The 14,123-nt window shown below is 57.9% G+C and carries 14 protein-coding genes and 1 pseudogene; 8 read left to right on the top strand and 7 right to left on the bottom strand.

Annotated features, from left to right (window positions below):
• The first annotated feature begins 343 nt into the window (after positions 1-343).
• The 4 genes from V7680_RS13080 to V7680_RS13095 all read left to right on the top strand — a co-directional run bounded on the left by V7680_RS13080 (position 344) and on the right by V7680_RS13095 (position 3,612).
• Positions 344-2,062 (top strand): DUF885 domain-containing protein, encoded by a 1,719-nt coding sequence (locus tag V7680_RS13080; RefSeq protein WP_335653723.1) that lies wholly within the window; start codon positions 344-346, stop codon positions 2,060-2,062.
• Between the two features lie 169 nt (positions 2,063-2,231).
• Positions 2,232-2,921 (top strand): L,D-transpeptidase family protein, encoded by a 690-nt coding sequence (locus V7680_RS13085; RefSeq protein ID WP_335653711.1) that lies wholly within the window; start codon positions 2,232-2,234, stop codon positions 2,919-2,921.
• Positions 2,922-3,204: 283 nt separating this feature from the next.
• Entirely contained in the window at positions 3,205-3,345 is a 141-nt protein-coding gene (locus V7680_RS13090) for a hypothetical protein (protein ID WP_335653712.1), read from the top strand.
• Positions 3,346-3,369: 24 nt separating this feature from the next.
• On the top strand, positions 3,370-3,612 hold the full coding sequence (locus tag V7680_RS13095; protein ID WP_335653713.1) for a hypothetical protein: 243 nt from the start codon (positions 3,370-3,372) through the stop codon (positions 3,610-3,612).
• A 290-nt stretch (positions 3,613-3,902) separates the two neighbouring features.
• On the opposite strand, the gene V7680_RS13100 is transcribed toward V7680_RS13095, so the two are convergent.
• Positions 3,903-6,221: an ATP-dependent helicase gene (locus tag V7680_RS13100; RefSeq protein ID WP_335653714.1), complete on the bottom strand. Its 2,319-nt coding sequence runs from the start codon at positions 6,219-6,221 to the stop codon at positions 3,903-3,905.
• A 98-nt stretch (positions 6,222-6,319) separates the two neighbouring features.
• Here V7680_RS13100 and V7680_RS13105 point away from each other — a divergent pair, with 98 nt between their 5' ends.
• On the top strand, positions 6,320-6,640 hold the full coding sequence (locus V7680_RS13105) for a hypothetical protein (RefSeq protein WP_335653715.1): 321 nt from the start codon (positions 6,320-6,322) through the stop codon (positions 6,638-6,640).
• 139 nt (positions 6,641-6,779) lie between these two features.
• Positions 6,780-6,905 (top strand): hypothetical protein, encoded by a 126-nt coding sequence (locus tag V7680_RS13110; RefSeq protein WP_335653716.1) that lies wholly within the window; start codon positions 6,780-6,782, stop codon positions 6,903-6,905.
• On the opposite strand, the gene rsmD is transcribed toward V7680_RS13110, so the two are convergent.
• Both rsmD and V7680_RS13120 read right to left on the bottom strand, forming a co-directional pair.
• The gene (rsmD, locus tag V7680_RS13115; protein ID WP_442955042.1) at positions 6,902-7,543 is read right to left on the bottom strand and encodes a 16S rRNA (guanine(966)-N(2))-methyltransferase RsmD; all 642 of its coding nucleotides are present in this window, start codon (positions 7,541-7,543) and stop codon (positions 6,902-6,904) included. The genes V7680_RS13110 and rsmD overlap by 4 nt on opposite strands.
• A 45-nt stretch (positions 7,544-7,588) precedes the next feature.
• On the bottom strand, positions 7,589-8,401 hold the full coding sequence (locus V7680_RS13120) for a pseudouridine synthase (protein ID WP_335653717.1): 813 nt from the start codon (positions 8,399-8,401) through the stop codon (positions 7,589-7,591).
• A 95-nt stretch (positions 8,402-8,496) separates the two neighbouring features.
• Here V7680_RS13120 and V7680_RS13125 point away from each other — a divergent pair, with 95 nt between their 5' ends.
• Both V7680_RS13125 and V7680_RS13130 read left to right on the top strand, forming a co-directional pair.
• Positions 8,497-9,276, top strand: coding sequence for a DUF1223 domain-containing protein (locus tag V7680_RS13125; protein ID WP_335653718.1), 780 nt, complete (start codon positions 8,497-8,499; stop codon positions 9,274-9,276).
• 73 nt (positions 9,277-9,349) lie between these two features.
• Positions 9,350-10,684, top strand: a complete 1,335-nt coding sequence (locus V7680_RS13130) for an AmpG family muropeptide MFS transporter (RefSeq protein ID WP_335653719.1) — start codon at positions 9,350-9,352, stop codon at positions 10,682-10,684.
• Here the strand turns inward: V7680_RS13130 and V7680_RS13135 are convergent.
• From V7680_RS13135 to V7680_RS13150, 4 genes and pseudogenes are all read right to left on the bottom strand, one after another.
• Entirely contained in the window at positions 10,681-12,003 is a 1,323-nt protein-coding gene (locus V7680_RS13135; protein WP_335653720.1) for a bifunctional folylpolyglutamate synthase/dihydrofolate synthase, read from the bottom strand. The genes V7680_RS13130 and V7680_RS13135 overlap by 4 nt on opposite strands.
• A gap of 115 nt (positions 12,004-12,118) precedes the next feature.
• Positions 12,119-12,973 (bottom strand): acetyl-CoA carboxylase, carboxyltransferase subunit beta, encoded by an 855-nt coding sequence (gene accD / locus V7680_RS13140; protein WP_335653721.1) that lies wholly within the window; start codon positions 12,971-12,973, stop codon positions 12,119-12,121.
• Positions 12,974-13,069: 96 nt separating this feature from the next.
• Positions 13,070-13,864 (bottom strand): tryptophan synthase subunit alpha, encoded by a 795-nt coding sequence (gene trpA / locus V7680_RS13145; RefSeq protein ID WP_335653722.1) that lies wholly within the window; start codon positions 13,862-13,864, stop codon positions 13,070-13,072.
• Positions 13,861-14,123 (bottom strand): annotated as a pseudogene (locus V7680_RS13150) (tryptophan synthase subunit beta); the annotation flags it as partial. The pseudogene V7680_RS13150 and the gene trpA, both read right to left, overlap by 4 nt.

A 14,123-nucleotide genomic window follows, 5' to 3' on the forward strand; every position in this document is an offset into this window, starting at 1 on the left:
GGCCCAATATGCCAGCCGATGCGCTAATTCCCATATCGACGCGGGCCAGATTATAGGCCTGCCAGCCGAGGATCAGCATCATCGCATAAAGCGCGAACATTGATGCCAGGCGCGAGAACCACAGATAGCGATAATTGGCTATGGTGAAGGGATGTGGTGCGGTGCTGATCACAGGGTGACTGCTAGCGATTCCGGTAACTTGCTGCAATCAATTCGTGCTCCGGGCGAAGAATTTGGCGGAATGCGGTTGGTCGATAAACGCTAGCCAAGGCACCGGCGACTATGCCATTCGATACGCATTGAAGAGCAGAACGAAAAATTCCCCGGGGAGATGAAAATGAAGATGCGCAATCTATTGCTGGCAGTATCGCTGGCCGCCTTGACCGTGACTGGATGCAAGAAGATCGAGGACGAGCCGGTTGCGGCCATGGAGATTGATGAGGACACGGTCTGGGGAAGCTATCTTTCAGACTTCCTTGGTAACTATTTCCCCGTCAATCCGACGTTTGCAGTCTACCAGGGCAAGCATGAATTCGACGGCCAGCTTCCCGACTGGAGCGCCGAAGGCCTCAAAAAGGCCGTCGATATTCGCAAGAAGGCGATTGCGGACGCGCAAGCAATTGATGCCGCCGATCTGAGCGAGGCAGAAAAATTTGAGCGGGATTATCTGGTAAATGTGATGGAAGGCGAGCTTTTCTGGCTGGAAACCGCTGACTATCCACACACCAATCCGGCTTATTATGTCGGTGCGCTCGACCCCAATGTCTATATCGCCCGGCCCTATGCCGATGCGACAACCCGGATGAAGGCATTTATCAAATATGCCAATGCCGTTCCGGCTGCTGCTGCTCAGATCAAGGGCAATCTGAAACTGCCGCTGCCCGAAACCTATCTCAAATTCGGTCAGGCTGGTTTTGGCGGTTTTGCCGATTATTTCACCGGCGACGCGAAGGCAGCCTTTGCCGAGGTCAAGGACCCCGAGCTGCAGCGCGAGTTTGATGTGGCTGCGGCTGCGGCTGCAGCCGCGATGAAGGATCTGGCCGGTCATATCGGTTCGGTTCCGGCGACCAAGGACGGCTATGCTCTGGGTGCCGAGAAATTTGCCGCAATGGTCAGCAAGACCGAAGGCGTCAATGTCTCGCTCGACGAACTGGAAGCCATTGGGCAGGCCGATCTCAAACGCAATCAGGCGGCTCTGGCCAAGGCTTGCGCCGCCTTTGCGCCGGGCGCGAGCATTGTCGACTGTTTTGCGAAAATGGCGGCGAACAAGCCCGAGAAAGGCCCCGTGCAGGAAGCCCGCGATCAATTGCCGCCCTTGCGCGAATTTCTGATCGAGAAAGATCTGGTGAGCATCCCCGGCACCGAAGTCGCCCAGGTCGAGGAATCTCCGCCTTATAACCGGCAGAATAGCGCCTATATCGACATACCTGGCCCATATGAAAAGGGCCTGCCGAGCGTATACTATATCTCGCCGCCGGACCCGTCCTGGGATGAAGCCACAAGAGCCGCCTATATCCCCGGCAAGATGGACCTGCTCGGCACCACGATCCACGAAGTATGGCCGGGCCATTTCCTCAATTTCCTTCACGCCAATCGCGCGAAATCGATCTTCGGTAAATTGTTCGTCGGCTATGCCTTTGCCGAGGGCTGGGCGCATTATACCGAAGAGATGATGGTCGAAGCCGGACTGCATGACGGTGATCCGGAAACCAAAATCGGACAACTGTCCAACGCGCTGCTGCGCAACTGCCGCTACCTGTCGGCCATCGGCCTGCACGCGCGCGGGATGACGGTCGAGCAGAGCCTCGATATGTTCCAGAAGGAATGTTATCAGGATCTCGGCAACGCGACCCAGCAGGCAGCGCGCGGAACCTATGATCCGGCCTATCTCAATTACACGATGGGCAAGCTGATGATCCGCAAGCTGCGCGAAGACTGGACCGGCGGCGATCGCAGCAAATGGAAGGCTTTCCACGATGAGTTCCTCAGCTATGGCGGCCCGCCGATTCCGATGGTCCGCAAGGCGATGATGAAGGAAGCTGAAGCCAAAGCGGTTTTCTAGCGACAAAGGCAACAAGGGGCATCTGCCAGCGCGGGTGCCCCGTGCCGCCCGTTAACGCTGGTCCTTAACATCCCCGCTGGTGCCGTACCGCAGCGGGACGGCGCGAAAATCGGGGATTTTTCTTCGCAAATCCATGGTAAATGCTTCCTTAACGAATGGAGCATTGGTGATGGTCGAGAAAATTGCATATCGGGTGAGCGCATCGATCTTGCTGCTGGCAGCCTTGGCGATTGTAGCCATGCTGGTGATGGGCCTGACCCGCGCCGATGCCGGTTCCTCTTCCGTCCCGTCGACGACAGTTACCGAAAATGCTGCTCCCGAACCGGTTGAGCAGAATATATCCGTGACCGAGCCGATTGTAGCCGATCCTGTCGAAATTGCCGACAAATTGCCGCTGAGCGACAAGTTTGTGGTCAAACGCATCCTCGAGATCAACGAACCTTTCGTCCATGGCTATTATAAATGGGATGACGAAGGCGTACCGGCAGGCGAACTGGTCGTGACCGTCGATCTCAAGGCCGAGAGCATTTCGGTGTTTCGCGGCGGCTATGAAATCGGTGCGGCGGTGATCACCTTTGGCGACTCGCTCAAGCCCACGCCGACCGGGGTCTTCCCTATCACCCAGAAGAGCAAGGACCATGTCTCCAACATCTATGGCTCGCCAATGCCCTATATGCTGCGGCTGACCAATGACGGCGTCGCGATCCATGCGACGGATGTCAAATGGGGTTGGGGTACACGCGGCTGTATCGGCGTACCGCTCGAATTTGCGCGGCTTTTGTTCGAACAGGTCACGCTCGGCGACCGGGTGATCGTGACCAATGGCAAGATGATGGGCCTTGGCGACGCCATTTTGTGAGATTGCTGGCCGCTCGCCAATGATCGCGTTTAACATCGTACTGGCCTTACAATAGCCGTCATTCCTTCCTATATATAGAACAAGCCTTCGTGATTGCAGGACTGCAGTCTAGATCGGCATTGCCTCTTCACGCTCAGAAATGATTCTGATCGGCTTTCCTGAGGCAGGACATCATTCGCAGCACTATCGTTTGAATTTGTTCGCCGACAGTCGATCCGGTCGGTCGCCTCTTTGAGGTGAACCTGCCGGCTGCCGCCTGAAAATCATTTTGGAAGGAAATATCATGGCCAAATCACAGAAGAAATCGAACCGCGAAGTCCGCAAACCCAAAGCCGAAAAGAAAAAGACCAATGCGTCCAATCCGTCGGCCAAGGCAGGCGTCGTAGCGGGCCTTGAAAATATGAAAAGCAATCGCGGGTCATAGCGCGAAAAAAATAGGACCAAAAAGATGCGCGTAAAAGCCGCTACATGTCGTGAACAAGAGGCGCGGCAACTCGATCTTGCCGCCAATGATCCGCTGGAAAGCCGTCGCATAGTTGCGGCGGCCGCGGCGAAGGCCTGGGGTCTCGAAGCGATCCAAGCCGAAAAACGCGAAGCCGGCCACCTGAGCCCGCGCGACAAGGTCGATGCGGAAATTGCCCGCGAATTCGCCGAGGAAACGGACGCCGAAATGTCTGAGGACGAGGCCTGATATGGAGCTTCGACTGATTATCGCTTATAGTCTGATCGCGCTGATGGTTGTCGGCCTCAGCACGGTCATTGTTGTTGTACGGAAGAAAAACAAAGATAAACGCGGAGGATATTGAGGGAGGTTTGATTGGCAATTCAGACTTCTATCTGCCGCTTATCCACCTTGCTATCCTCCCATGAACAGGTGGTGCGAGATGAACTCCGTTCGTGGTGAGCCTGTCGAACCATCTATCTCTTTGCTAGACGTCGTTAGGCTCGACAAGCTCAGGGCGAACGGATGTTCAGATTCTCTCAAGCAACCTCGACAAAACTGTCCAACACCCTTTTATCGCCCGACTTTTCGAACGCGATCTCCAGCTTGTTGCCTTCTTTCACCTTCACTTCGCCATAGCCGAATTTGGTATGGAAGACGCGCATCCCGACCTTTACATCGTCGCGGCCTTTGTTGCCTAGCGAGACGGCGCTGCGGCGGGCTTCTTTTATAACGCGGGGGTTCTTGTCGAAGTTCGAGGACGCCGCGCGTTGCCAGCCGGGGCCGCGTTTGCCGGCTCTGGTGGCGTTGGCTGCCGCGAGATGAGAGAAGGGGTCGCTATTCTCGCTCCAGTTGGCGCGCCACAGGCTTTCGCCGCCGCTCATGCTGCTTTCCTGTTCGACATGGTCTTCGGGCAATTCGCCGATGAACCGCGAGGGGATGGCGCTGTTCCACTGGCCGTAGATCCGCCGGTTGGCAGCGTGGAAAATCGTGCATTTCTTGCGGGCGCGGGTGATCGCGACATAAGCGAGGCGGCGCTCTTCCTCGAGGCTGGCGTTGCCGCCTTCGTCAAGGCTGCGCTGCGACGGGAACACGCCTTCTTCCCAGCCGGCGCAGAACACATATTCATATTCCAGGCCCTTGGCGCCGTGCATTGTCAATATTGTGACCTTGGCCTCGTCGTCGCGCGCATCATTGTCCATGACCAGCGAAACATGTTCGAGAAATTCGCCAAGCGTTTCATATTCTTCCATCGCGCGGGCAAGCTCGGTCAGGTTTTCCAGCCGGCCGGTGGCTTCGGTCGAACGGTCGGCTTGCAGCATCGCGGTATAGCCGCATTCGTCGAGCACGATCCGGGTCAGCTCGGCGTGATCGGTGACGCCGGCCAGTTCGCGCCAGCGTCCGAAATTACGCATCAGCTCCAGTAATGTGCTGCGCGCACGGGTCGGCAGTTCGTCGGTATCGCAGATGCTGAGCGCAGCAGCGGGCATCGATATGCCCTGGGCGCGGGCGAGGCGGTGGACTTTTTCCACAGTTTTATCCCCAAGGCCGCGCTTGGGCATATTCACGATCCGTTCGAAAGCGAGATCGTCGGCGGGCTGGGCGATTACCCGCAGATAGGCGAGGGCATCGCGGATTTCCTGACGCTCGTAAAAACGGAAGCCGCCGACAATCTTGTACGGCATGCCGATCGAGATGAAACGGTCCTCGAACTCGCGGGTCTGGAACTGGGCGCGGACAAGGATCGCGACATCGTTCAGCGACGCCTGCTTGATCTGCTGCAGCGCTTCGATTTCATCACCTGTGCGCCGGGCTTCCTCGGGGCCATCCCAGACGCCGATGACCTGCACCTTGTCGCCCTCGGTTTCCTCGGTCCACAGGGTCTTGCCGAGGCGACCCGAGTTGTGGTTGATCAGCCCCGATGCGGCGGCAAGAATATGGGGGGTCGAGCGGTAATTCTGTTCCAGCTTGACCACCTTGGCCTCGGGAAAATCCTTCTCGAAACGAAGGATGTTGGCTACTTCCGCGCCGCGCCACGAATAGATCGACTGGTCATCATCGCCAACGCAACAGATATTCTGGTGGCTCTGGGCGAGCAGTCGCAACCAGAGATATTGCGAGCTGTTGGTGTCCTGATATTCGTCGACGAGAATATATTTGAACCGCTCCTGGTAGAGCTTCAAAATCTCGCGGTTGGTCTTCAACAGGTTGAGAATATGGAGCAGCAGATCGCCGAAGTCGCAGGCGTTGAGCGCCTTCAGCCGGGCCTGATAGGCGGCATAAAATTCCTGTCCGCGGCCATTGGCGTAGCGTTCATTTTCGCTGGCGTCGAGATCCTGAGGGTTTAGCCCCCGGTTCTTCCATTGATCGATCAGACCGGCGAGCATGCGCGGCGGCCAGCGCTTCTCGTCAATCTCTGCCGCGCGGATCAGTTGCTTGAGCAGCCGCAGCTGGTCATCGGTATCGAGAATGGTGAAATTGCTTTGCAGGCCGACCAATTCGGCATGACGGCGCAACATTTTTGCGCCGATGCTGTGGAAGGTGCCGAGCCATGGCATACCCTCGAAACTCTCGCCGACGATTGCGCCGATCCGCTCCTTCATCTCGCGGGCGGCCTTGTTGGTAAAGGTCACGGCGAGAATCTCGCTCGGCCAGGCTTTGCGCGAGAACACGATATGCGCCAGCCGACGGGTGAGGGCAGCGGTCTTGCCGGTGCCTGCGCCTGCCAGCACCAGGACGGGGCCTTCGGTCGTGAGAACGGCTTCGCGCTGCGGCGCGTTCAATCCTTTGACATAAGGCGGATCGGATTCTTGCGGATGTTTGACAGGTTCGGACACGCGTGAACAGTTAGGGAACATCGGCGACGGCGGCAAGTGGATTAGGGCCTTTTGCGGAACTTTTCCCGATCCAGATCATTGTGTCCTTACCGGATCAACCGAGAATGAAGGAGTTGGAAATGAGCAAGCAATTGATTTGGACCGCTATTGCGGCAACCGGATTGATGATCGGCAACGCGGCCAATGCAAATCAGCCTGAGGACGGCGCACCGGCCACGAAGCCGGTCGCTGCCAAGGAGGGCCAGACCGTGACGGTTGACGGCAAAGAGGTCGCTGTCTGCACAAAGGATGTGCTGGACAGCTGCATCAACCCGCGCGAGGCCGGCCTGAACTGGGGCAATCGCGCGCTGGATTACTGGCCCGGAAAGCCCGCTAGTGAAAAAGATCCTGCGAGCGAGATACAGCCTGTAGTCATGGAAGAGCCCACCGGCGAAGACTAATCTATTGTCCAGGACGGGGCCGTCCACCAGATGGCCCCGTCTTCATTCATATTCATGACCTAAAGGACAGGTTGAAAACTATGTTGCAACGCACCATTTGTTAACTAATGGACGTCAAAGCACCCCCACGGAGTATGAAATGAGCAAGAGACTTACCACTAGCGCGATTGTCGCTACCCTGTTGATGGTTGCTACGAGCTTTTACAGCACGGCATACCAGGGCCAGAATGAAACCGCGTCGCGCACCGTCCTTATGGGCGGCTAGATTGCTTCCGGGCGCAGGAGATGAATCCGCGCCTTGCTGCTGTTACGCACAGTATCCAGCGCATAGCCTTTAACCACAACCTCTTCGTTCCTGCTGGTTTCAACCGCAATCCAGCTTGATGGTGCAAACCAGCCGTGCTTACCGAGCTTGTCCAGAGCGACCGCTCCGGCGCCTGAATCATAGGGCGGATCCATCAAAATGAGATCATAGGGTTTTCGGGCCTGGCCGAGATGCAGGACGGAACCGATTCGCACATCGGTCTCGGCGTCCGCACCGAGCTTTTCTATATTCTTCTCCAGCGCCCTGATCGCGTCGCGATCCTGTTCGACAAAGGTGCAATGGGCCGCGCCGCGCGACAAAGCTTCGAGACCCAGCGCCCCGGAGCCGGAGAACAGGTCGAGTATCTGCAAATCTTCAAAATCACCGAGCCGGCTGGTCAGCATCGAGAATAGCCGTTCGCGGGTGCGATCGGCAGTCGGGCGGGTTATCTCGCCTTTGGGCGCGACAATATTTCTGCCCCGCCATTTGCCAGCAATGATCCGCATCTTATTCCGTTCGTCCTGAGCTTGTCGAAGGACCTCTCCAGTCGCTCGGCTGTGGTTCGACAGGCTCACCACGAACGGACACGCGCGCGTCATCACCGGACAAAATCGCACCACGAACGGAGACTAGAACGCCGCTCATTATTTCAACGATTTGCGGAATTGCACCAGATCATGCTGCCGCACGACCTCGATCTCGCCTTTTTCCAGATCGCCGAGCACAAACGGCCCATAGCGGGTCCGGATCAGACGCGACACTTCCAGACCGAAATGTTCGAGAACCCGGCGTACTTCGCGGTTCTTGCCTTCGGTCAGGGTCATTTCGATCCACTGGTTGCGCCCGGTGCGCCGTTCGAGATTGGCGGTAATCGGGCCATAATGCATGCCGTCGATCGTGATCCCGCGATAAAGTTCCTCGAGCTGGTTCTGGCTGATATCGCCGAAAGTTCGCGCCCGGTAGGAGCGTTCGATGCCGTTTTTGGGCAATTCCATCTCGCGCTTGAACTCGCCGTCGGTGGTCATCAACAACAGACCCTCGGTATTCATATCGAGCCGGCCGATCGGCATCACCCGTTCCATGTCCGCAGGCAAGACATCGTAAATCGTCTTCTTGCCGGAAAAGTCGCGTTCTGCCGTCAGATAGCCATTGGGCTTGTGAAAGCGGTAGAGTTTTGCGGGCGAGGGTTCTGCGACCGGTTTGCCATCAACAGTGATTCCAGTCAGATTCTTGAGCAAAAGCGACGGATGTTCGACGAGATTGCCGTCCAGCGCGATCCGTCCCGCCTCGATCATCCGTTCGATTTCACGCCGCGATGCGATGCCGGCACGAGCGAGAAGTTTGGCAATGCGCTGCCCTTCGCGGACTTTATCGGTTGGCGTTGGTGTCGCTGCGGCTGGTTTTGCTCCAGGGGTCGGTTTTGCGCGATATATCTTGGGTGTTTTATCTTCGGTCATGGCGGCGATCCATGGCGGAAAAATGCGTCGGCTGCAATCTGTAACCTATGGTGTCGTGGCTGCGAATGCCTATTGTCACCCGTTCGGAGCTGGAAATGAGAAAGATTGTCATATGTGCGTTGATTGGCGGATCGGCTTTTGCCGGTTTCATCGCCGCGCAACTGGCGCCCAGCTCTGCCGCCAGCACGGTTCGAGAGACAACTCGCGCAAGTCCCGCCGATGCTGCCGGAATCTCCAATCCGGTGGTCATCGAACTGTTCACCAGTCAGGGATGCTCGTCCTGTCCCCCCGCAGATATGCTGGCCAACCGGCTTGCTAAAGACGACTCCCTGCTGGTGATCACGCGGCCTGTTACTTATTGGGACCGGCTCGGCTGGAAAGATACGCTGGCGCGGGAAGCCAATACCAAGCTGCAACGCACCTATGCGGCTAAGGGCCTTGAAGGGTCCGGTGTCTACACCCCGCAGATGGTCGTCAATGGCGGCGGTGGTGCGGTCGGTTCGCGCGAGAATGATATTCGCTCGCTGGTCCGGCGAGCCGACAGGGCCGGTCCGACGATTACCACTGCCACCGACGCAAATGGCGAGATGACGATTTCGATCAAAGGCAAATCCGATTATCTCGCCGGGGTTTCTCTGATCGCCCTGAGCTCTTCGGAAACCGTCCGTATCGGACGCGGCGAAAACGGCGGGCGGACGATGCATTATACCAATGTCGTCAAGGCCGAGCAAAATCTGGGCAGCTGGCGCGGCCGGCCGATGGAATTTTCGATATCGCCGGATAATTTCAAGATCAGCGGCGCAGACAAATATGCGATCATATTGCAACGCCCCGGAGCAGGCCCAATTGTCTCCGCCAAGCTGCTCGATATCTGAGCGAGTTTAAAATCAAGCTGGCATTCAGGTGAATAGGCGCTAAAGATTCCTCCAGTTCGAGGGAGAATCTGGCGTGAGTGAGCAGGCAGCAAATCTGGGATGGCGCGGACGTCTTCCCGCCGGAGTTCGACCCTATAGCGAAGCGGCCCCTTTGGCTGCGCTTTTTCTGGGTGTCTCGTCGGCGTTGCCGCTGACGATGATTGCAGCGACCCTGACAACACGCCTGGCGCAGGCCGGCATCGAGAAATCGACGGTCACCGCTTTTGCGCTGACTTTTCTTGCTTATAATTTCAAATGGCTGTGGGCGCCGATCATCGACGTGGTAAAACTACCGCTCATCGGTCGCGTCGGACAAAGACTGTCCTGGCTGATCGTCACGGCTGCTCTGGCCATGGCAGCGATTATCTATCTCGGCTCGCTTGACCCCGCCAAGGATATCGCCGCTGTTGCGGTTGCCGCGATCATGGTCGGCATAGCGGGTGCAACATTCGACGTCGTAATCGATGCCTATCGCATCGAATTGCTCGAGCCGGAGCAACTGGGTGTCGGTTCCGGCATGTCGCAATATGGCTGGCGTATCGGTGCGGCTACCGCCGGCGCGGTGGCGCTGGTAGTAGCGGCGCGGACCAACTGGTCGATCGCTTATTATGTCTGCTCGCTCTTTGCCTTGTTCGCAGTCATTGTCGGCCTGATCATGCGGGAACCGAGCCGGCGGCAGGAGCCTATGGCGCTCAAGGGACCATTGGAAGCAGCGAAAGCCTATGTCAGCCCGCTGGTGGAATTTTTCAAACGGTCCGGCGCGTTGATCGTCTTATTGTTCGTTCTGGTCCACAAAATCGGCGACACTTTGGCCAACCTGACCTTCCGATTGTTGTTCGAAGACCTTGGCTTTACCAATGACGAGATTGCTTTTTACGACGTCAGCTTGGGCTTCTTCGCCTTTCTGATCGGCATTTTTGTAGGCGGGATGGTCTATTCGCGATTGGGCATGAAGAAAGCAGTCATGCTGAGCCTGATCCTGATGGCGGTCAGCAATTTGTCTTTTGCAGCGCTCGCGGCGGCTGGCCACAGCAACTGGGGCATGGCGGGAGCGATCGGTTTCGAGAATTTTGCTAGTGGTGTCGGCGGCGTTGCCGTGGTCGCCTATCTGTCAGCTTTGTGCAATTTGCAGTTTACCGGCACCCAGTTCGCACTGCTGTCAGCAGCGGCGAGTATCTTGGGCCGTTTTCTGACCGGCACGACCGCTGGCTCGTTGATTGAAGGCATGGGCTATGTGAATTTCTATCTGCTCACCACCGTGGCGGCCTTGCCGGGCGTGGTCATGTTCTGGTTGATGATCCGCTGGGGTCTGGTCGACAAATCTTTGGGTACAGCAGGATCGGTACACGCCGACGACAAGCCGGATTAATCCGGAACCTGTTCGTTCGCCTTCAACACCGCACCAGCCAGATAGAGCGAGCCGACAATCAGTACGGTCTTGCCCGCTCCGAGCGAGATGGCCTTTAGCGCCGCCATCACATCGCTAGCTTCGGTTATGGCGGCTTCCACTGCCGGATAGTCTTCAAGACCATGCGATTCATGGCCCGGCACGGGAACCACCGTCAGGCTGGCCAGCTTGTCTTTTAGCGGCGCGATGATCGCGGCGGGGTCCTTGTTCGACAGCATTCCGACCACCAGATCGATTGACCCGGGTTCATGGTCCGCGAAATATTTGGCGAGCGCGAGGCCGGCGCTGACATTGTGGCCGCCGTCGACCCAGATTTCGGCGTCGGATGGCAGGAGGCTGGTCACCGGCCCGGCGATCAGATGCTGCATCCGCCCGGGCCATTGCGCCCAGCCCATAGCGGCCTTGAGCGCGGCATCCGAAATGGCGAGGGCGTCCTGATGACGCAACATGGCGATGGCGAGCGCTGCATTATCCGTCTGATGGGCGCCGGCAAGGGTGGGCAGCGGCAGGTTGATCCTGCCGTTCCGGTCGATGTAATGGAGCTGGCCTTCGTAGGTAGCGGCATCCCACTCGCCGCCGCGGGGGATATGCTGCGCCCCGATTTTTGCAGCATGGTCAGCGATCACCTGCAGCATGTTTTCGTCATATTTCTGCGTCAGCAGCGGCGCGCTCTTTTTGGCGATACCGGCTTTTTCCCAGGCAATGCGGACCATCGGATCGTCGGGTGTGCCTTCTTCGGGGGCGAGCAGAAAGCCTTCATGATCAATGCCGAGCGCCGCTATGCCGGTGACCACCGGAGCGGCGATAACGTTGGTCGCGTCGAGCCTGCCGCCGAGACCGACTTCCAATATACAGGCGTCCGCCGGTGTTTCGGCGAAGGCGAGCAAGGCAGCGGCAGTGGTCGCCTCGAAAAAACTCGGGCTGATATCCTCGCTGATGTCGAGAACCCGGGCGAGCAGTTCGGCAAGATATTCATCCTCGATCAATTGTCCCGCCAGCCTTATCCGTTCGTTGAACCGGACCAGATGCGGGCTGGTGTAGACATGGGCCGTCAGGCCTTCCGCCTCGACCGCGGCGCGCAGGAAGGCGCAGGTCGAGCCTTTACCGTTGGTGCCGGCGACGTGAAAGACGGGGGGCAGGCTGTCCTGCGGATTGCCGAGACGGTCGAGCAGTTCGCTGATCCGTTCGAGCCCGAGCACATCGCGGCCCGGAGAAAGCATCTCCAGCCGGTCGAGCTGTTTCTGGACCGCCGGATGATCGGATTTTGCACCGTCGGCCATCTACTCCCCTCCCGCTTGCGGAAGGGGCCGGGGGTGGGCCTGAATATGTGGAAAAACTGCCATGGTCATGGATGATAGTCCCACCCCTAATCCCTACCGCAAGCGGGAAGGGGACTCAGGCCGCTTCTTTCCATGCCATGAGATATCCAAGGATCTGCGCCAGTTTTTCGCGCAATTCCTTGCGATGCACAACCATGTCGATCATGCCGTGCTCGAGCAGATATTCCGCAGTCTGGAAACCCTCAGGCAGTTTTTCGCGGATGGTATTCTCGATCACTCGCTGGCCGGCAAAGCCGATCATCGCGCCGGGCTCTGAAATATGCACGTCGCCGAGCATCGCATAGCTGGCGGTGACGCCACCGGTCGTCGGATCGGTCAGCACGACGATAAACGGGATACCCGCTTCGCGCAGCATCGAGATCGCCACCGTGGTCTTAGGCATCTGCATCAGGGACAATATGCCCTCCTGCATCCGCGCGCCGCCGGCTGCAGTGAAGATGATATAGGGGCATTGGTCCTTCAGAGCGCGCTTGGCGCCGTCGACAAAGGCTTGGCCGACAGCGAGACCCATGGAACCACCCATGAAGGCAAAATCCTGCACGCCAACCACACAGGGAATATTCTCGATCGTGCCCTGGGCATTGATGAGAGCATCCTGCTCGCCGGTCTTGTTGCGCGCATCTTTCAGCCTATCGGCATATTTTTTCTGGTCTTTGAATTTAAGCGGATCTTCCTGAACCGGAGCCCAGGGAATCATTTTCCAGCTATTTTCGTCCATGATCTGGGCAAAGCGGGTCATCGGACCGATGCGGCTGTGATGCTCGCATTTCGGGCAGATGTGCATATTTTCCTCAAATTCCTTGAGGAAGACCATCGCTTCGCATTTTTTGCATTTGTGCCAAAGATTTTCAGGCGTCTCGCGCTTGGTGATCGACGCAATCTTGGTGCGGACATTGCTTAGCCAACTCATAGATATATTCCTCTATTCCGTTCGCATCGAGCGCTGTCGAAATGCCGGTTTTGCGGCCTGTGTCTCGACTGCGCTCGACACGAACGGTGTTCGAATTCAAGTCTGTCTTGCCGCCCTGATAGCATCGGAAAGCGATTGAACATAGTCCCTGACATGAGGGGCTGCGTCTTTGCCATGTTCGGCGACGATTTCGACAATTGCCGAGCCGACGACAACGCCATCGGCAACGCGGGCGATCTCGGCGGCCTGTGCTGGCGTGCGTACGCCGAAGCCGACCGCAACCGGTAGATCTGTGCCGGCTTTTAGCCGGGCAACGGCCTCCTCGATGCTGGCCTGTGCTGCCTGTTGCTGGCCGGTGATCCCGGCGACCGAGACATAATAGAGAAAGCCGGAGGCGTTGTTCAATATCGTCGGCAGGCGGTCGGCATCCGTAGTCGGCGTAGCAAGACGAATGACGGCAACATCCTTGGCGCGCAGTGCGTCGCCGAGGCTCTCGTCTTCCTCGACCGGGATATCGACGCAGATCACCGCATCGACACCGGCGTCAACGCAAGCGTTGGCGAACCATTCGGAGCCCCGGATCGTCATCGGATTGGCATAGCCCATCAGCACCAGCGGCGTGTCGGGGTGACGCTGGCGAAATTCCTTCGCCATATTGAAGATATCGGCGGTCTTTGTGCCCGCAGCCAAGCTGCGGATATCCGCTTCCTGAATCGAGGGGCCATCGGCCATCGGATCGGTAAACGGCATGCCGAGTTCGATGATATCCGCGCCGCCATCGACCAGCGCGTCAAGGATGGCGCCGGTATCGGCAGGGGTCGGATCGCCAGCGGTGACGAAGGCGACGAGCGCCGCCCGGTCGGACGGGAAGGATTGGGAGAGACGGGTCATATCTCCGTCCCCAAAGCCTCAGCGACGGTGAAAATATCCTTGTCGCCGCGACCGCAGAGGTTCGCGAGAATGATCTTGTCCCGATCCATCTTCACCGCTTCGCGCACCACCGCAGCAATCGCGTGGCTCGGTTCAAGCGCGGGGATGATTCCCTCGGTGCGGCAAAGCAGCTGGAAGGCATCGAGCGCTTCGACATCGGTGGCGCTATCATAATCGACGCGGCCGGATTCCTTGAGCCAGCTATGTTCCGGACCGATGC

This window comes from Parasphingorhabdus sp., from assembly GCF_036963705.1.
GTDB lineage: Bacteria > Pseudomonadota > Alphaproteobacteria > Sphingomonadales > Sphingomonadaceae > Parasphingorhabdus.

Bases quoted from the DNA above. Each gene is read 5' to 3' on its own strand.
- V7680_RS13080 (WP_335653723.1), top strand. From the start codon at position 344: ATGCGCAATCTATTGCTGGCAGTATCGCTGGCCGCCTTGACCGTGACT.
- V7680_RS13085 (WP_335653711.1), top strand. From the start codon at position 2,232: ATGGTCGAGAAAATTGCATATCGGGTGAGCGCATCGATCTTGCTGCTG.
- V7680_RS13090 (WP_335653712.1), top strand. From the start codon at position 3,205: ATGGCCAAATCACAGAAGAAATCGAACCGCGAAGTCCGCAAACCCAAA.
- V7680_RS13095 (WP_335653713.1), top strand. From the start codon at position 3,370: ATGCGCGTAAAAGCCGCTACATGTCGTGAACAAGAGGCGCGGCAACTC.
- V7680_RS13100 (WP_335653714.1), bottom strand. From the start codon at position 6,221: ATGTTCCCTAACTGTTCACGCGTGTCCGAACCTGTCAAACATCCGCAA.
- V7680_RS13105 (WP_335653715.1), top strand. From the start codon at position 6,320: ATGAGCAAGCAATTGATTTGGACCGCTATTGCGGCAACCGGATTGATG.
- V7680_RS13110 (WP_335653716.1), top strand. From the start codon at position 6,780: ATGAGCAAGAGACTTACCACTAGCGCGATTGTCGCTACCCTGTTGATG.
- rsmD (WP_442955042.1), bottom strand. From the start codon at position 7,543: ATGACGCGCGCGTGTCCGTTCGTGGTGAGCCTGTCGAACCACAGCCGA.
- V7680_RS13120 (WP_335653717.1), bottom strand. From the start codon at position 8,401: ATGACCGAAGATAAAACACCCAAGATATATCGCGCAAAACCGACCCCT.
- V7680_RS13125 (WP_335653718.1), top strand. From the start codon at position 8,497: ATGAGAAAGATTGTCATATGTGCGTTGATTGGCGGATCGGCTTTTGCC.
- V7680_RS13135 (WP_335653720.1), bottom strand. From the start codon at position 12,003: ATGGCCGACGGTGCAAAATCCGATCATCCGGCGGTCCAGAAACAGCTC.
- accD (WP_335653721.1), bottom strand. From the start codon at position 12,973: ATGAGTTGGCTAAGCAATGTCCGCACCAAGATTGCGTCGATCACCAAG.
- trpA (WP_335653722.1), bottom strand. From the start codon at position 13,864: ATGACCCGTCTCTCCCAATCCTTCCCGTCCGACCGGGCGGCGCTCGTC.